General features: G+C 68.2%; 13 protein-coding genes. 4 read left to right on the top strand and 9 right to left on the bottom strand.

Annotated elements, in window-relative coordinates; genetic code table 11:
- Window positions 1-12 precede the first annotated feature (12 nt).
- The gene (locus tag N5D20_RS01290; protein WP_197579502.1) at window positions 13-1458 is read left to right on the top strand and encodes an FAD-dependent oxidoreductase; all 1446 of its coding nucleotides are present in this window, start codon (window positions 13-15) and stop codon (window positions 1456-1458) included.
- Here N5D20_RS01290 and N5D20_RS01285 read toward each other — a convergent pair.
- Entirely contained in the window at window positions 1444-3852 is a 2409-nt protein-coding gene (locus tag N5D20_RS01285; protein ID WP_197579506.1) for an ATP-binding protein, read from the bottom strand. The genes N5D20_RS01290 and N5D20_RS01285 overlap by 15 nt on opposite strands.
- 167 nt (window positions 3853-4019) lie before the next feature.
- Here N5D20_RS01285 and N5D20_RS01280 point away from each other — a divergent pair, with 167 nt between their 5' ends.
- The gene (locus tag N5D20_RS01280) at window positions 4020-4886 is read left to right on the top strand and encodes a methylglyoxal synthase (RefSeq protein ID WP_010487313.1); all 867 of its coding nucleotides are present in this window, start codon (window positions 4020-4022) and stop codon (window positions 4884-4886) included.
- 284 nt (window positions 4887-5170) lie between these two features.
- Here N5D20_RS01280 and N5D20_RS01275 read toward each other — a convergent pair whose 3' ends face one another.
- The 3 genes from N5D20_RS01275 to ttcA are packed head-to-tail and all read right to left on the bottom strand — an operon-like array spanning window position 5171 to window position 7884.
- Window positions 5171-5950, bottom strand: a complete 780-nt coding sequence (locus N5D20_RS01275) for a SprT family zinc-dependent metalloprotease (RefSeq protein WP_197579503.1) — start codon at window positions 5948-5950, stop codon at window positions 5171-5173.
- Window positions 5951-6009: 59 nt separating this feature from the next.
- Complete coding sequence (locus N5D20_RS01270; protein WP_005411825.1) at window positions 6010-6915, bottom strand: recombination-associated protein RdgC; 906 nt, start codon at window positions 6913-6915, stop codon at window positions 6010-6012.
- A gap of 36 nt (window positions 6916-6951) precedes the next feature.
- The gene (ttcA, locus tag N5D20_RS01265; RefSeq protein ID WP_180836268.1) at window positions 6952-7884 is read right to left on the bottom strand and encodes a tRNA 2-thiocytidine(32) synthetase TtcA; all 933 of its coding nucleotides are present in this window, start codon (window positions 7882-7884) and stop codon (window positions 6952-6954) included.
- A 91-nt stretch (window positions 7885-7975) separates the two neighbouring features.
- Between ttcA and N5D20_RS01260 the strand changes: the two genes are divergently transcribed.
- A complete protein-coding gene (locus N5D20_RS01260; RefSeq protein WP_005421068.1) occupies window positions 7976-8179 on the top strand; it encodes a YdcH family protein in 204 nt (67 codons plus the stop codon).
- A gap of 106 nt (window positions 8180-8285) precedes the next feature.
- On the opposite strand, the gene plsB is transcribed toward N5D20_RS01260, so the two are convergent.
- The 4 genes from plsB to N5D20_RS01240 form a co-directional block, all read right to left on the bottom strand.
- The gene (gene plsB, locus N5D20_RS01255; protein WP_049436179.1) at window positions 8286-10922 is read right to left on the bottom strand and encodes a glycerol-3-phosphate 1-O-acyltransferase PlsB; all 2637 of its coding nucleotides are present in this window, start codon (window positions 10920-10922) and stop codon (window positions 8286-8288) included.
- Window positions 10922-11875 carry a hypothetical protein gene (locus tag N5D20_RS01250; RefSeq protein ID WP_197579504.1) on the bottom strand — a complete coding sequence of 318 codons (954 nt, stop codon included), beginning with the start codon at window positions 11873-11875 and terminating at the stop codon, window positions 10922-10924. The genes plsB and N5D20_RS01250 overlap by 1 nt, the downstream gene beginning before the upstream one ends.
- 423 nt (window positions 11876-12298) lie before the next feature.
- Window positions 12299-13024: an orotidine-5'-phosphate decarboxylase gene (pyrF, locus tag N5D20_RS01245; RefSeq protein WP_049453913.1), complete on the bottom strand. Its 726-nt coding sequence runs from the start codon at window positions 13022-13024 to the stop codon at window positions 12299-12301.
- Window positions 13021-13944: a 5'-nucleotidase, lipoprotein e(P4) family gene (locus N5D20_RS01240; RefSeq protein WP_005407497.1), complete on the bottom strand. Its 924-nt coding sequence runs from the start codon at window positions 13942-13944 to the stop codon at window positions 13021-13023. Before N5D20_RS01240 ends, pyrF begins: the two co-directional genes overlap by 4 nt.
- 101 nt (window positions 13945-14045) lie before the next feature.
- On the opposite strand from N5D20_RS01240, the gene N5D20_RS01235 reads away from it, so the two are divergent.
- Window positions 14046-14699: a DUF480 domain-containing protein gene (locus tag N5D20_RS01235; RefSeq protein ID WP_010487332.1), complete on the top strand. Its 654-nt coding sequence runs from the start codon at window positions 14046-14048 to the stop codon at window positions 14697-14699.
- A gap of 117 nt (window positions 14700-14816) precedes the next feature.
- Here the strand turns inward: N5D20_RS01235 and N5D20_RS01230 are convergent, their stop codons facing one another.
- On the bottom strand, window positions 14817-15341 hold the full coding sequence (locus N5D20_RS01230) for a GNAT family N-acetyltransferase (protein ID WP_197579904.1): 525 nt from the start codon (window positions 15339-15341) through the stop codon (window positions 14817-14819).
- Between the last annotated feature and the right edge of the window lie 128 nt (window positions 15342-15469).

Here is a 15469-nt window from a genome sequence, read left to right as displayed (position 1 = left end):
CCAGAGCCCGCCATGAGCCGCAAGCACGCCTTCCAGTTCCTCGACCTGCCCCGCACCATGCCGCAGCGCATTCCGGTGGAACTGCGCACGTCCGGCGACTGGGGCGAGCTGTACGGCAAGTTCGGCAAGGAAGATGCCCAGTACCAGGCCGGCCGCTGCCTGGACTGCGGCAATCCTTACTGCAGCTGGAAGTGCCCGGTGCACAACGCCATTCCGCAGTGGCTGCAGCTGGTGCAGGAAAACCGCATTCACGAGGCGGCCACGCTGTGCCACAGCACCAACCCGCTGCCGGAAGTGTGCGGCCGGGTGTGCCCGCAGGACCGGCTGTGCGAAGGCAGCTGCACGCTGGAAGAGTTCGGTGCGGTGACCATTGGCGCGGTGGAGAAGTACATCGTCGATACCGCGCTGGTCAGCGGCTGGCGCCCGGATCTGGGCGCGGTGCAGCCGACCGGCCACAGCGTGGCGGTGATCGGCGCGGGTCCTGCCGGCCTGGCCTGTGCCGACCGCCTGGCACGCGCCGGCATTGCCGCCGTGGTCTACGACCGCTACGAACAGATTGGTGGCCTGCTGCAGTTCGGCATTCCCAGCTTCAAGCTGGACAAGGACGTGATCCACCGCCGCCGCGAAGTGCTGGAGGGCATGGGCGTGCAGTTCCGCCTCGGCGTGGAGATCGGCCGCGATGTCAGCGTGCAGCAGCTGCTGGACAGCCACGATGCGGTGTTCGTCGGTACCGGCGCCTACCGCTACACCGATGGCGGCCTCGATGGCCAGGATCTGAAGGGCGTGCTGCCGGCCCTGCCGTTCCTGGTGCAGAACAGCCGCATCGTCGGTGGTAATGATCCGAAGGGCCGGCCGATTGCCGGCTGGGAAGACACCATCGCCCTGCCCGATCTCAACGGCAAGCGCGTGGTGGTGCTCGGCGGTGGCGACACCGGCATGGATTGCGTGCGCAGCGCGGTGCGGCTGGGTGCGGCCAAGGTCACCTGCGCCTACCGCCGTGACGAAGCCAACATGCCCGGCAGCGCGCGCGAAGTGGCCAATGCACGCGAAGAGGGCGTGCGTTTCCTGTTCAACCGCCAGCCGCTGTCGATCGAGGCCGGTGCCGATGATGAAGTGATCGGCGTGACCGTGGTCGAGACCCGGCTGGGCGAACCGGATGCCAACGGCCGCCAGAACGCGGTGCCGATCGAGGGCAGCGAATCGCTGCTGGAAGCGGACGTGGTGATCATCGCCTTCGGCTTCTCGCCGACCTTGCCGGCATGGCTGTCCGAGCATGGCGTGGAAGGCCAGTCCAACGGCCGCATCGTGGCCGGCGGCAAGGACCGCCTGCCGTTCCAGACCGCGCATCCGCGCCTGTTCGCCGGTGGTGATGCAGTGCGCGGTGCCGACCTGGTAGTGACCGCCGTGGCCGAGGGCCGCGACGCCGCCGCCAGCATCGTGCGGCTACTGGCCCACTGAGTCCGGCACCAGCAGTACCGCCAGTAGCGCCCGCAGCACGTGCGGCTCCACCGGCTTGGCCAGGAAGTGGTCGATGCCAGCCACACGACAGGCTTCGCGGGTGCTTTCCATCACGCTGGCCGTGAGCGCGATGATCGGCACCTGCGCACGCGCCGGGCAGGCATCGGCGCGGATCGCCCGCGCCAGTGCGAAGCCGTCCATGCCCGGCATGTGGCAGTCGGTGATGACCAGGTCGAACGGCTGCGCCTGCCATGCTTCAAGCGCCGACCGTCCGTCGGTACAGGCGTGGACCTGCAGCCCGAGCGCACGCAGGCGTTGCTCCAGCAGATGCAGGTTGGTGGGATGGTCTTCAGCCACCAGCACGCGCGACGCCGGCAATGGACGCGCGTCCGCAACCGCCGTCGAAGGTGCAGCCGCGGGTGCCTCGCAGGCATCCAGGTCCAGATCCAGCCAGACCGTGGTGCCTTTCCCGGGTGAGCTGCGCAGCTGCAGCTCCGCGCCCATCGAGGTCGCCAGCTCGCGGCAGATCGCCAGGCCCAGCCCACTGCCGCCGAAGTGCCGTGTGGTCGAGCGCTCCGCCTGGGCATAGGCGGCGAACACCGCCTGCTGGCGTTCCTCGCTGATGCCCACGCCGCTGTCGCTCACCTGCAGGCGCAGCCGCTGGCCGCCGTCACGCTGCTGCAGTACCTGCACCTGCAGTTCCACGTGGCCGTGCCGGGTGAACTTCAATGCGTTGCCGGCCAGGTTGAACAGGATCTGGCGCAGGCGCAGGCCGTCGGCCAGCGATCCCGGCTGCATCTCCGGATCCAGCACCACCTGCAGGTGCAGGCCGCGGCTGGCGGCCACCGGCATCAGCAGTTGCTGCACCGCGCGCACCAGCGCCGCCAGGTCAGTGGGCCGCAGCTGCAGTGGTGCGCCCTGCAGACGCTGGCTGTGCAGGACATCGTCGAGGATCTGCCGCAGCATCCGCGCGGCATCATCGACCGTGGCCAGCACCTGCTGCTGGTGTGCCTCCAGCCTGCTGCCCGCCAGCCGTTCGAGCATGCCCAGCAGCGTGCTCATCGGGGTGCGGATCTGGTGGCTCATCGTTGCCAGGAAGTGCGCCTTGGCCTGTGCTGCCTGTTCGGCCTGGCGGCGCGCGTCGGCCAGCGCGCGGGTACGTGACTGCACCTCGCTGACGTCGATCCAATAGCCGCTCCACTCGACGTCGCTGTCGTCGCAGGGCAACGGCCGCCCATGCGAACGCACCCATCGCCACCCTTGTGGCGAACGGGTGCGGAAAGTGACGTCGATCGGGCCACGCGCCAATGCAGCCGTCTCGACACAGGCCATCACCTGGTTGCGGTCATCCGGATGGACCGCGGCCAACAACCGCTGGTGATCGATCCGCGCGGTCTCCACGCTGATTCCGAACAGGGCCTGCACGTCACCGGCGATCTGCGGAAAGCTGTAATGGCCGCCCGCCGACCGACGCGCCTGGTAGACCACCGCCGGCAGGTTCGCAGTCACCTCCTGCAGGCGCTGCTCCACTACTCGGCGGCGCACGCTCTCGCGATGGACCCGCCAGTAGCCGAAGGCATGTACCAGCGCCAGGGCGAGCAGGATCAGCGAGGCCGGCACCAGCCAGCGCAGGGGCGACGATGACGGGGAATTACGCGGCCGGTCCGGCAGCCAGTCCGCGCGGATCTGGTCGCGCTCGGTATCGGTCAGCTGCGACAGCGCCTGCTCGAAGCCGACGATGACATCGGCGCACGCGGGCGTGGTCGCCAGCACCAGGGCATCGTCGAAACCGGCCGGCGCAGCGATCAGCAGTGGATCGCCCTGGTAGCGGCGCAACGCGGCCTCGACGTCGCCGAGGTTGGCGACTACCGCATCGATCAATCCGGTGCCCAGCAGCGGGAGTGCATCGTCCAGCGCTGCCGGTGGCAGCAGCTGCGCACCCACGGCCTGCTCGGCCAGCAGTCCCTGCAGCGGCATCCGGCTGGGGCTGGCCACGGTGCGTCCACGCAGATCTTCCAGGCCCAGCACCGGCGACGCGTCTTCCCGGCGCACGATCACCTGTGGCAGCTGCAGGTAGGGCGTACTGACCACCCATCCAGCGGGCAGTTGCGAGCGGGGCCATCCCAGCAGCGCCTGGGTGCCGGCCGGCAGCTCGTCCCGGTCCACGCTGTCGGCCGGCACGGGCAGCAGCTGCAGTGGCCGTTGCCCGCCCAGCAGCTTCAGATACGCCGCGCCCAGCCCCCGGGCCTCGCCCTGTTCGCTGGACGACAAAGGTGCGCGGTCGGACGGCCAGGCGATGCGCAGCGGTGTCCTGCAGCCCGTGGCGGAGGCCGTGGCAGGCAGCAGCAGGCTGGCCATGACAGCAATGGCTGCCGGGAAGCCGGCGACATTCACGGTAGGCATCCTCATCTCGCGGGCGGAAGGAACGGCCGCGCTGCGGTACCGCTGCCTGCCACGCTATCGACGTGCGGACCGACGGCAATGAAGAAAGTTGTAAAAGCATCCAGATAGGGGAATGCCGACATACACTGCCGCCTTCACCCGTAACTGCGGAGCGTTCGATGCGCATCGGCCTGGCTGCCAACCGTCTTCATCACCACGACGCGCGCGCCGCGCTGTTCCGTTGGCTGCGCAGCAGCGAGGCCGGCCTGCGCGAGCTGGGCGTGTCGCTGCATGCGGTCGGTCGCACCCATGACGCGATCGAACGACAGGGCTTCCTGGCCGGGTACGCGGGCCTGCACCGTTATCCCTACGGTCGCGAGGGTGGACTGATGAAGCTGGTCGCCGAAGTCGTTGGCATGGGTCCGGATCGGACACTGGATGGTGCGATCTATCTGATTGATCCGGTCGATCCGTCCTCGGTATTTCCGGAAGCCACAGCGCTGAAGCGCCAGTGCGTGATTCACGGCAAGCCGTTCATTTCGACCGTGGCCACCGCACGCGACTGGGTCGAGGTGGAGCGCGTCCACGCCGGGCTGGCGGCAGACGGCGGCGCCGACGACCTGCATGCGTTCGAAGGCCAGACGCTGGCACTGATCGCGCACGATGCGATGAAGCCGGCGATGCTGGCCTTCGCCGATGAGCACTTCGATGTGCTGGCCCGGTTCGGTGAGCGGGTGGCGACGGGCACCACCGGCCAGCGTTTGAACGAACTGGCCTGGAGCCGGGGCTGGCCACGTGATACGCCGTGGGTGACGCGCTACCAGAGCGGCCCGATGGGCGGTGATGCGCAGATTGCCGACCGGGTGCTGGAGGGGCGCTGCCAGCGTGCGATTTTCTTCGAGGATCCGCACGTGGCGCGCCAGCATGAGGCGGATATCCAGCTGCTGGAGCGCGCGGTGACGACGGTGACCGATCAGGCGGTGTGCATTACGGCGCCGCGGGTGGCGGCGCGGTGGGCGGCGGCGGCGGCGCTGCGGGCGGGGTGAGGGTTTCGGCCAACGGCTGAGCCCTTCGTGGTCGGTGGGTCTGCACGATCATGAGGTTGGCCGGGATGGGTGGAATTGCGGGGGACGCCGTAAACCCGTCCCTGGGGGCTTGGCCGCAGCATCCATGCCGCGGACACCCCCGCAATCCCACCCATCCCGTCCTTCGACAGTTTCCGGTGTGCCCACCACGGAAGAAAGAAAGAAGAGCAGGAGCGGGTCGCGCGCTGCACGAGCTCCATGGCGTGTTGCCGAAGAATGCGTGGGCAACTGCTGTAGCGCTGGCGCTACAGCAGTTGCCTGAGCATGGCCTTCAGGCGTCGCCCTTCCAGCTGGAAGTAGTCGCGCTGCTCGCGCCAGGCGGGGAAGCGTTGTTCCACTTCGTGCCAGAACGCGGGCGAGTGGTTGGGCTGGATCAGGTGGCAGAGTTCGTGCACCAGCACGTATTCGAACGCTTCCGAGCGGCCCAGCACCAATGCCAGGTCCAGTGCCATGCTGCCGTCGGGGGCCAGTGAGCCCCATTGCGAGGACATCACCTTCAGCCGCAGGCGGCTGGGTGCGCGCGGCAGGGTGGGCAGGTACTTCGGCAGCCAGCGACCGACGTCGGCGCGGGTCTGGGCTTCGTAGAACTCGCGCAGCAGGCGGCGCAGGGTGGCGTCACCGCCGCGGGTCGGCCATTGCACGCAGGCGCCGTGCGCGTCGATCTCCAGGCGCGCATAGCGGCCTTCCTGCCAGCGCAGTGGCAGCAGTTCGCCGCGCAGGGGCAGCATGCCGTCTTCGCCGGGCCGCAACGGTGCCGGCAGGCCCTGGCCCTGGTACTGGCGCAGCTGCAGTGCCAGCCAGTCGCGGTGCTGTTCCAGGAAGCGTTCGCCCATCACCAGGCTTGCGCGCGGCGGCAGGGTCAAGCGCGCGCCGCGCTCGTCCACGCTCAGCTTGATGCGGCGTGCACGCGGATCACGCACGCGCAGTACCTCGATCTCGGCATCCTCCAGGCGCAGGCGAACGGTGTCGCGCTGTACGGTGGCGGGCGGGGTCGGGCTGATCAGGCGGCGCAGCAGACGGCTCATGCACCCAGCATAGCGCTGCTTCGGGCCGCCGGATGACCGGCGGCCGTCGGGCTGCCTGTTCAGTCAGCCTTGCTGAGCTTGAAGGCTTCTTCCAGCAACAGGAACAGGCGGCGGATCTCGGCGCTCTGCAGGGCGAAGCGGGCGTCGAACTCGGCGCGGCGGCCATCTTCGTCGGCATGCTCCAGCTGGTCCAGGGCACCGTCGAGGAACTTCAGCTTGCGCACGATCAGGTCGTCGCCAATCACGAAGGACAGGTTGTCCTCGAAGATCAGCGCCAGCTTGGTCACCTGCTTGCCGGCGTCCAGGTGCTTGTCGATCTCGTCGCAGCGCAGCTCCTGGTGCTGGCACTTGACCACCGCGCCACCTTCCACCGGGTCCTTCATCTCGCACTCTTCGCCCAGGCTCAGCCCGGTCGGCAGCGGCTCGCCGGCAATCCAGCCGGTCAGGATCGAGCGCGGCGCGACTTCGGCGTTCAGCGGCATCGCCGGGAAGCTGCCGAGCAGGCCGCGGATGTCGGACATGAAGTATTCGCCGGTCTTGCGGCTGGAGGTATCCACCGCCACGTAGCCGTGCTGCAGGTCGATGAAGGCGTCGTTGCGCGAGGACTTCACGAAGGCGCGCGGCAGCAGTTCATGCAACAGGTCGTCCTTCATGCGCTTGCGCTCGCGGCCACCCGGGCGGCGGCCTTCCTTCTCCTCGATCTCCTCCAGCTTGCGCTCGAGCAGGTCGTTGACCACCGCCGCCGGCAGGATCTTGTCCTCCCCGCCCACGGTCAGCCACAGGTGTTCGGCGATGCGGTGGGAGAGCAGCTCCTTCTCCTCGCGGCCGAACGGCGAGATGAAGCCGCGCGAGTTCATTTCCAGCGCGCCGACCGGCTTCAGCAGGGCGTGCGGCAGCAGGGTGTCGACTTCGGAAAAATCGGTGGTGGTCGGGAAACGGAAGAACGTCAGGTTGCGAAAGAACATGGAATTCCGGATGGCAAAGAGGAAGGGCGGCCGACCTTAAACGGCGGGCGTCTCGGGATCTGCGTCGGCGTCGGCCGGGGAACCGGCCAGCCAGGCATGGGCGTCGGGCAGCGGCGCGTCGTCGCGACGGCCCAGCGCCATGAAATCGAACAGGGTGGTGTCAGCCAGCTGCGAGGGCCGGACTTCGCCCATGGCGCGCGCGATCTGCTCGATGCGGCCCGGGTGGTCCTTTTCCCATTGCTTCAGCATCAGGCCGACCTGGCGGCGCTGCAGGTTCTCCTGGCTGCCACACAGGTTGCAGGGAATGATCGGGAACTGGCGCGCCTGCGCGTACTCGACGATGTCACTCTCGCGCACGTAGGCCAGCGGCCGGATCACCACATGCTTGCCATCATCGCTGCGCAGCTTCGGCGGCATGCCTGACAGCTTGGCGTGGTGGAACAGGTTCATGAAGAACGTGGCCACCATGTCGTCGCGGTGGTGGCCCAGCGCGATCTTGGTGAAGCCATGGATTTCGGCGTAGTTGTACAGCGCACCACGACGCAGCCGCGAGCACAGCGAGCACATCGTCTTGCCTTCCGGAATGACCCGGCTGACCACCGAATAGGTGTCCTGCTCGATGATGTGGTACGGCACGCCCAGCCCTGCCAGGTACTCCGGCAGCACGTGCTCGGGGAAGTCCGGCTGCTTCTGGTCCAGGTTCACCGCCACCAGCTCGAACGGCACCGGCGCCTTCTTCTGCAGCTGCAGCAGCACGTCCAGCAGGGTGTAGCTGTCCTTGCCGCCGGACAGGCAGACCATGACCTTGTCGCCGGCCTCGATCATGCCGAAGTCGGCAATCGCCTCACCGACCTGGCGGCGCAGGCGCTTGGCCAGCTTGTGCTGCTCGCGCTCGGCCACGCGCGGATCGCGGGCGGCGCGCGGCTGGGAACGCGGCAGGGGATCGGGAAGGGAAATCACGGCACTCATGGGTTCCATTCTAACGGCTCGGAGCGGCCACGGCCGGGGGTCGGGATTCCCCTCTCCCGGCAGTCATCAACGCTGTGTATGCTCGGAGGCTGTGGACACCTACAGCCCCGCCGAGATCGTCGAGCACCTCGCCGCCCTGCGCGCCGAGCATCGCCTGCTGGATGAGCAGATCACCCGCATGGCCGCCAATGGCGAGGACGAGCTGGAAGCCAAGCGCCTGAAGCGACGCAAGCTGCAGTTGAAAGACTGCATCGCCAGGCTGGAAAGCCTGCAGATTCCCGACGAACCGGCCTGAGCGGTGGCCCATCCACGCATGGCGTGGATCTACTGCTTCGCCCCTGGTAGATGCCAACCTTGGTTGGCATGCCGTTCGCCGGGCATGGCCATGCCCGGCGCTACCTTCAATCCTGCGGCGCCGGCTCGTCCGGGCGTGCCGCTTCCGGGCTGACCCGTTCGATGGTGTGGCGCAGCTCGCGGCCGAGGATGAACTTGGCGTCCTTGGCCCAGGCATCCAGGCGCTCGTCGAACAGCAGCTTGCTGTTCTCGTCCGGCCACACCAGGCGCAGCTCGCGCAGCTTCTGGATGAAGCCACGGAACAGGGTGCGGTCGAAGAACTCCGGCGCGGCCGGTGCATAGAGCAGGCTCAGACGCTGCGCCGCCTGCTGGCACAGGCTTTCCAGCTCGGCCGCACCCAGCACGCCCGGGCCGTTCTTCACCAGCACCGAGATGGCGATGTAGTAGCGCTCGAACGCCTGCTGCAGTGAATGGCCAATCGCACGCAGGCGGAATACTTCGTCGGTCTGCCCGGTGTTGCGCGCCAGGATGCCGCCGTCGTCGTCGTTGACGTTCTGCAGCAGGCCCTCGCGCACGAACACGTCGATGGTCTGGTCGATGCGCTGGGCGAACTCGTCCTCGCTCCACGGCAGGAACAGCTCGGCCTGCAGGAACGGGTACACCGTGCGGCCCAGCTGGACCAGGCCGGTGCGGCTCATGCGGCGGTTGTTCTGGAAGCAGCAGGCCACCCACGACGAGGCGGTGAACAGGTGCAGCACGTTGTTGCGGAAGTAGCTCAGCAGCACCGCGGTATCGCCGCTGACGCTGAGCACGTCGCCCAGCGGATGCTTGATACGGGTGAGGACGTTGATTTCCTCGGCGTGGGCGATGATCCGCTCCGGCGAGTGCGGGGTCACCGTCACCCGGTCCGAATACGGCATCTCGACCAGCAGCGTCTTGCACAGCTCGATCTGCGCGATCAGGTCGGCCTCGCCCATCGCGTGTTTCGGCGTGGACAGCAGGGCCAGCGCCAACAGGTTGATCGGGTTGACGTCGGCGGCGCCGTTGATGCGCACCTGGATGCGCTCGGCCAGCGTATCCACCGTGGTCGACAGCCAGGCCGGCTTCTCGTCTTCGGAAACCGCCTCGCCCTTCCACTCCGGCGCCTTCTCGGCCAGCACGTCGTTCAGTGCGATCGGTTCGCCGAAGTTCACCACCACCTGGCCGTAGTTCTGCTTGAGCACCTTGGGGATGCCCCACAGCAGCGACCAGATCGATTCCTTTTCCTTCGGCCGGCCGGACAGTTCGTCCAGGTAGCTGCCGCCCTCCATCAGCTTCTCGTAGCCGATGTAGATGGGCTGGAACAGCACCGGCTTGCGCGGCTGGCGCAGGAACGCACGCAGCGTCATCGAGATCATGCCGCCCTTGGGCTGCAGCAGGCGGCCGGTACGCGAGCGGCCGCCTTCGACGAAGTACTCCAGCGAGTAGCCACCGGCCACCAGCTGCGCGACGTACTCACTGAGCACCGCCGAATACAGTGCGTTGCCGCGGATCGAGCGGCGGATGAAGAACGCACCGCCCTTGCGCAGCAGGGTGCCGACCACCGGCAGGTTCAGGTTGATGCCGGCCACGATGTGTGGCGGCACGATGCCACGGTCGTACAGGAGGTAGGACAGCAGCAGGTAGTCCATGTGGCTGCGGTGGCTGGGCACGTAGACCACTTCGTGGCCCGGCGCGGCGGCCTTGAACTTGTCCAGGTGGTGCACCAGCACGCCCGCATAGATGCGGTTCCACACGTGGCTGAGCATGAAGCTGGCCGAGCGCACCACCGGGCTGGAGTAGTCCGCGGCGATTTCCCAGGCGTAGGCGTGCGCCTTCTTCCAGGCATCGGCCGGCTTCGAGTTGTCGCGCTTGGCCTGCGAGGCGATCGCTTCGCGCACCGGTTCGGCGGCCAGCACCTGGTCTACCAGCAGGCGCCGGGTCGACAGGTCAGGGCCGATCACCGATTCACGGATGCGGCGGAAGTGCGTACGCAGCACGCGCTGCAGCTTGCGTACCGTGCGCTCCGGCTCCAGGCCTTCGTCCACGGTGCTGCGCAGCGAGATCGGCGGGGCGAAGCGGACGATGGTACTTCGGCCGTTGAGCAGCACCGCCAGCAGGCGGCGGAAGCGGCCGACCAGCGCCCAGTTTTCCGAGAACAGCACCGCGAACCAGCCGCTCTGCTTGTCCGGCGCGCGGCCGACGAAGATCGACACCGGCACCAGATGTACGTCCAGGTCATCGCGCACGCGATGGGCCTGCAGCACCTTGGCCAGCGAATCGGAATGGGTCTTGGCACCCCGCTGTTCGGGGATCAGCGAGTTGCTGGAGCTGCGCCGCGACAGCGCCAGGTAGGCGCGCTTGCGGCCGGTCGGGTCACCGGCCAGCGGCACCAGCGGCGACGGCAGGCCGGCCTGGCGGCAGGCCTTGTCCAGGATCAGCGCGTTGGACAGGCCGTAGTCTTCCAGCACGTACATGACCGGGCGGCCATCGTTGTACTGGCCCGGGTCTTCCGGCTCGATCTTCAGCGACAGCCACGGCTCGACCAGGCGGCCCAGCAGGCGAGCCCACAACGGGCGGCGTCCGGCCGGACGCGCGTGCGCGGGCGGCGGTACCGGGTTCGGGCCGGTACCGGTCGAGGGGGACGCCGGCACCGTATCGGCGGGCGTCGACTGGGATTCTTCGCCGGGGAACGGCAGCGGGTTCTGTTTCGACATCGGCGCCATTATGGCTTAGGCGGCGGCGTTGCCGCTTCCCCACCCTCGGCGGGGGCTTCAACCGGGGCGGGGGCCGCCTCGGCGCGGGCCGCATCGGCCTTGCGCAGCAACGCGTCGGTGTCGGCCAGGGTGCGGGTCAGGTACCAGTGGCCCTCGCGACGGCTCAGCGGCAGCTGCAGGGTCATTTCGCGGCCAGCCAGGTCGTAGTGCAGGCGTACCAGCGCATTGTCACCCTCCACCGAGAGCAGCTCACCGCGCACGCTGCGCAGCGCATCGTCCACGCCTAGCCCGTAGCTGCCCAGCACGGCCTTGAGGGTGTGGATGAACGGCGCCAGCTGCTGCAGGCTGCCTTCCATGCCCGCGGCCTGCATGCCGGCCTCATCGTCGAAGCCGACCTTGCCGGCTGCGCCGACCAGCGCGGCGATGGTGCTGCGTGCGCGGGCGCGGTCACTGATCGGGGCGCCCTGCGCCCAGCTGGCGAGGGTTTCGACGAGGGCGATGTAATGCGCCTGCTGGCCAGGTGTATAGCCCTTCTGATGGCGCAGGTACTGCACACCGAAGTTGCCCATCGACTGCGCGGCCTGGCGCACGGCACCGGCCTGGCCGGCCAGCTGGCGGTCGAAGCTGCGTTGCAGTTCGGCGCTGGCATTGGGCGTGCGCAGTGCGGCCAGCATCGGCAGCAACTGGTCACCCAGCGGCAGCTCGGTAAGCGGCCACTGGCTGTGGCCCTCGGCCCAGGCCTGCTGCAGGCGCTGGTACTGGCTCGGCGGTACCGACAGCTTCGCATAGCCGACCAGATCGTCTTCGGCCAGGCGCAGGGCCATCGCCTGCACCGCCGCAACCGGTTCGGCCGCCGGCCTGGCCGGATCGTTGGCCGGTTCACGGCACGCGGCCACCGCCAGCAGCAGCATGGCTGCCAGCCCCCATCCACGCGCAGACCTTCCTCGCACTGCCACGCTCATGCACTCGGACTCCCCGGACCGGTCCGCATCTTGCGGCCTGCGACGTGACAGCGGCAAGCCGGGACGTCACGGTTTCCGCTGTTGCTTGCGCAAGTCACTGATCAGAATAAAAAAAGAGCCGGGATCACGGGGATCACAGGCTCTTCAAGCCGGCGCGGGGCCGGTGGACAGTGTTGTGGCACATGTCCGGTCCGAGGACCGGATGGCGGCGATCCTACGCTGCCACTCAAGTTAAGGCAACACTTCACGTAGTTCCGTATAAATTATTGATTTTATTGATCTACCTGATGCTTGGCATGGAGGCCGTGAAATCTACGGCAGGTTTTGCAGCGATTTGGGCACAACCGCGGGTGGACGGATGCAAAAACGCCATCCCGCGCGGGTCGGGATGGCGTTCGGGCCTGCAGCCTGCGCAGCGGAATCTCAGCGCGCAGCCAGCGCCGACGTGATTTCCTGCTGGATGGCCCGGGCCGCGGCCTGCGGATCGGCGGCCAGGCGGATCGGGCGGCCGACCACAATGGCATCGGCGCCATCGGCAAAGGCCTGGGCCACGCCAACGGTACGCTTCTGGTCATCGCCGACCGGGCCACCGGGGCGGATGCCCGGGCACACGATCGAGAACCCGGCACCGGTGGCGGCGCGGATCGGTCCGGCTTCCTGGCCCGAGGCGATCACGCCATCAATGCCAGCCGCCTGGGCGGCCAGCGCGCGCTCGACCACCACGTCCACCGGCTCACGGTCGATGCCCATCTGCGCCAGGTCCGGGCGGCCCATCGAGGTCAGCACGGTCACCGCCAGCAGGCGCATGTCGCTGCTGTTGGCAGCGGCGCAGGCTTCCATCATCGCCGGGTGCCAGCCGTGGATGGTGGCGTAGCTGACCGGCCACTGCGACAGGCGCTTGATCACCGCCGCGGCGGTGGCCGGGATGTCGAAGAACTTCAGGTCGACGAACACGCGCTTGTCGCGGCGGGCCAGCTCGTCCAGCACCTGGAAGTACTCGCCGGAGGCGAGCAGTTCCATGCCGATCTTGTAGAACGCCACGCTGTCGCCAAGGCGGTCGACCCACTCAAGCGCCTGCACGCGGTCAGGCACGTCCAGCGCGAAGATCAGGCGCTCGTCATCGCGCAGCGGCAGCGGCGCGCGGCTCACGGTGCGTAGTCCAGGGCAGCGCGCTTGGCGTCGTGGCGGGCCTGGCGCGACTGGCTGTAGTCGTTGTTGAACTGCGCCGGCTCGAAGCCGCCGTAGGTCGGGTTCGGCAGCATCCACCAGCGCTCGCCGAACCAGTCGTGGTACTGCTGCAGCAGCGCGTCACGGCCGTCGTTGGTGTTGGCGGTCACTTCGACGAAATCGCCCAGCTGGTCGCCGAACTGCATCAGCACGCGGTATTTCTGCCCGGCCAGGCGGCGGCGGCAGTTCTTCTCGCTGCCAGCCTGCTCGCAGCCTTCGACCACGGTGCCCAGGCCGAGGAACACGCTGTCATCGGCCACCGGCAGGCCCTGCTCGCGCAGGTTGGCCAGGGTCGCGTCCTTCAGGTGCACGGCGCGGTTGGAGATGTACAGCAGGGTCACGCCCTTGGCGTTGGCGGCCTTGGCGAAATCAACCACGCCCGGAATGGCCTTGGCCTTCTTCTCGGCCACCCACTGGTCCCAGCTCAGCTCGTCGTACTCCTTGCCATCGCGCACCAGGCGCGCCTGGTAGGGCGAGTTGTCCAGCACGGTCTCGTCCACGTCCAGCACCACGGCCGGCTTCAGGCCCTTGGCCTCGTTGCCGCGTTCTTCCGGCACCAGCGCATCCCAGTGGGCTTCCTTCAGCGCGGCGTCCAGGTGGTCGGCGGCGGCGCGGTAGGTCTGCTCGGTGATCGCCTTGTACTCCTGCGCGCGCTGCATCCACAGCACTGCATTGAGGTTGTCATTGGCAGTGGCATCGAGCGCGCCGTCGGCCTTGGCAGCGGCGGCCGGGGCCTCCGGCGCAGCGGCTTCAGCGGCAGGCGCATCCACGCGCTTGCAGGCGGACAGGCCCAGCGCCGCAGTGGCGAGCAGGGTCAGGGACAGGGAAACGGGACGACGCATGGATTCACCGGCAATCAGATATACCCGCGCATTTTACCGGCAAAGGCGGTCCCGGGACGGCTATGCTTGGCGGTTGACCCGTTGCCCTTCCGGAGGCCGCCATGACCGATTCCACCCAGACCCCCGACGTCCCCCTGCTCGACGCCGTGCAGGCCCGCCTGCTGGGCTGCCTGGTGGAGAAGGAGGCGACCACCCCGGACACCTATCCGCTGACCGTCAATGCCGCCCAATCGGCCGCCAACCAGAAGACCGCCCGCGAGCCGGTGATGAACGTCGATGCCGGCAGCGTGCAGCATGCGCTGCGCCAGCTGGAGGCGCTGGGCCTGGCCCGCCAGCACTTCTCCTCGCGCGCGGACCGCTATGAGCACCGCCTGCAGGCCGCGCTGGACCTGACCCGGCAGCAGACCGTGTTGCTGGCGCTGCTGCTGCTGCGTGGGCCGCAGACGCTGGGCGAGCTGGTCACGCGCAGCGAACGCCTGCACCGCTTCGCCGACACCGACGAGGCCCGCCACGCCATCGATCGCCTGCAGCAGCGCGCGCTGCTGGTGGTGCTGCCGCGCGCCAGCGGCCAGCGCGAAGACCGCTACATGCACCTGCTGTGCGGCGAAGTGGACGGCGCGGCGCTGGCGGCGAAGTACGCCAGCAGCGGCGGTGGCAGCAGCGATGCGGCCGACCCGGGCCTGGCCGAGCGCGTGGCCCAGCTGGAAGCGGCGGTGGCCGAACTGCAGGCACAGTTGGCCGAACTGCGCGGTTGAGGGGGTGGGTGCCGACCGTTGGTCGGCACTGCATCTGAATAGTGCCGACCAACGGTCGGCACCCACCTTCAGCCGCTACTGTGCCGGCCAGCGGCCGGCAACTACCAACATGAGGGGTCAGACCTGCGCCGCACCGGGCGTTGCATACAACCGGCTCGGGCTGTCCACGCCCGGCAACTGGATCACCCCACGCACCTGCATGCCCAGCCCCAGCAGAATCTTCCCGGACACGACGTTGTCCAGATCGGTGATGCCATACAGATCGTGCAGGCCCAGCGCTCCGCGCGCATGCGCGAACACCGCCCGCGCCGCCTCACCGGCATAGCCCTGCCCGGCGAATTCCGACAGCACCGCATAGCCGATGTCCGGCCCCGGCAGGCCATCCCGCCGCACCAGCCCGGCGTTGCCCAGCCAGGCACCATCGGACAACCGCTCGATGGCATACATGCCGAAGCCATTCAACGCATAGCTGTGCAGCACCCGCAGCGCGATGTATTCGCGCGCCTGTTCTTCGTCGCGCACGTTGCGGTCACCGATGAAACGCACGAAGCCCGGATCGTTGAGTAGGGCCAGCATCGGTGCCGCATCACGGTCCGGTTCAATGGCCCGCAGCCGCAGGCGCTCACTCTCGATCGGTTGCACAGGCAGACCTCCAGCCGAAACCCCGATTCTGCCTCAACCGCCGGCTGTTGCTTTTGATTTCCTCTGCATTGCCGTGGAAGGAAGCGCCCGGAATCTGTCAGAGGCCGGTCGGGGTGGGTTCGCGGGGG

It is taken from the genome of Stenotrophomonas sp. GD03877, assembly GCF_029840555.1.
GTDB classification, from domain to species: domain Bacteria; phylum Pseudomonadota; class Gammaproteobacteria; order Xanthomonadales; family Xanthomonadaceae; genus Stenotrophomonas; species Stenotrophomonas geniculata.
This window is presented reverse-complemented; position numbering and strand designations above follow the sequence as displayed.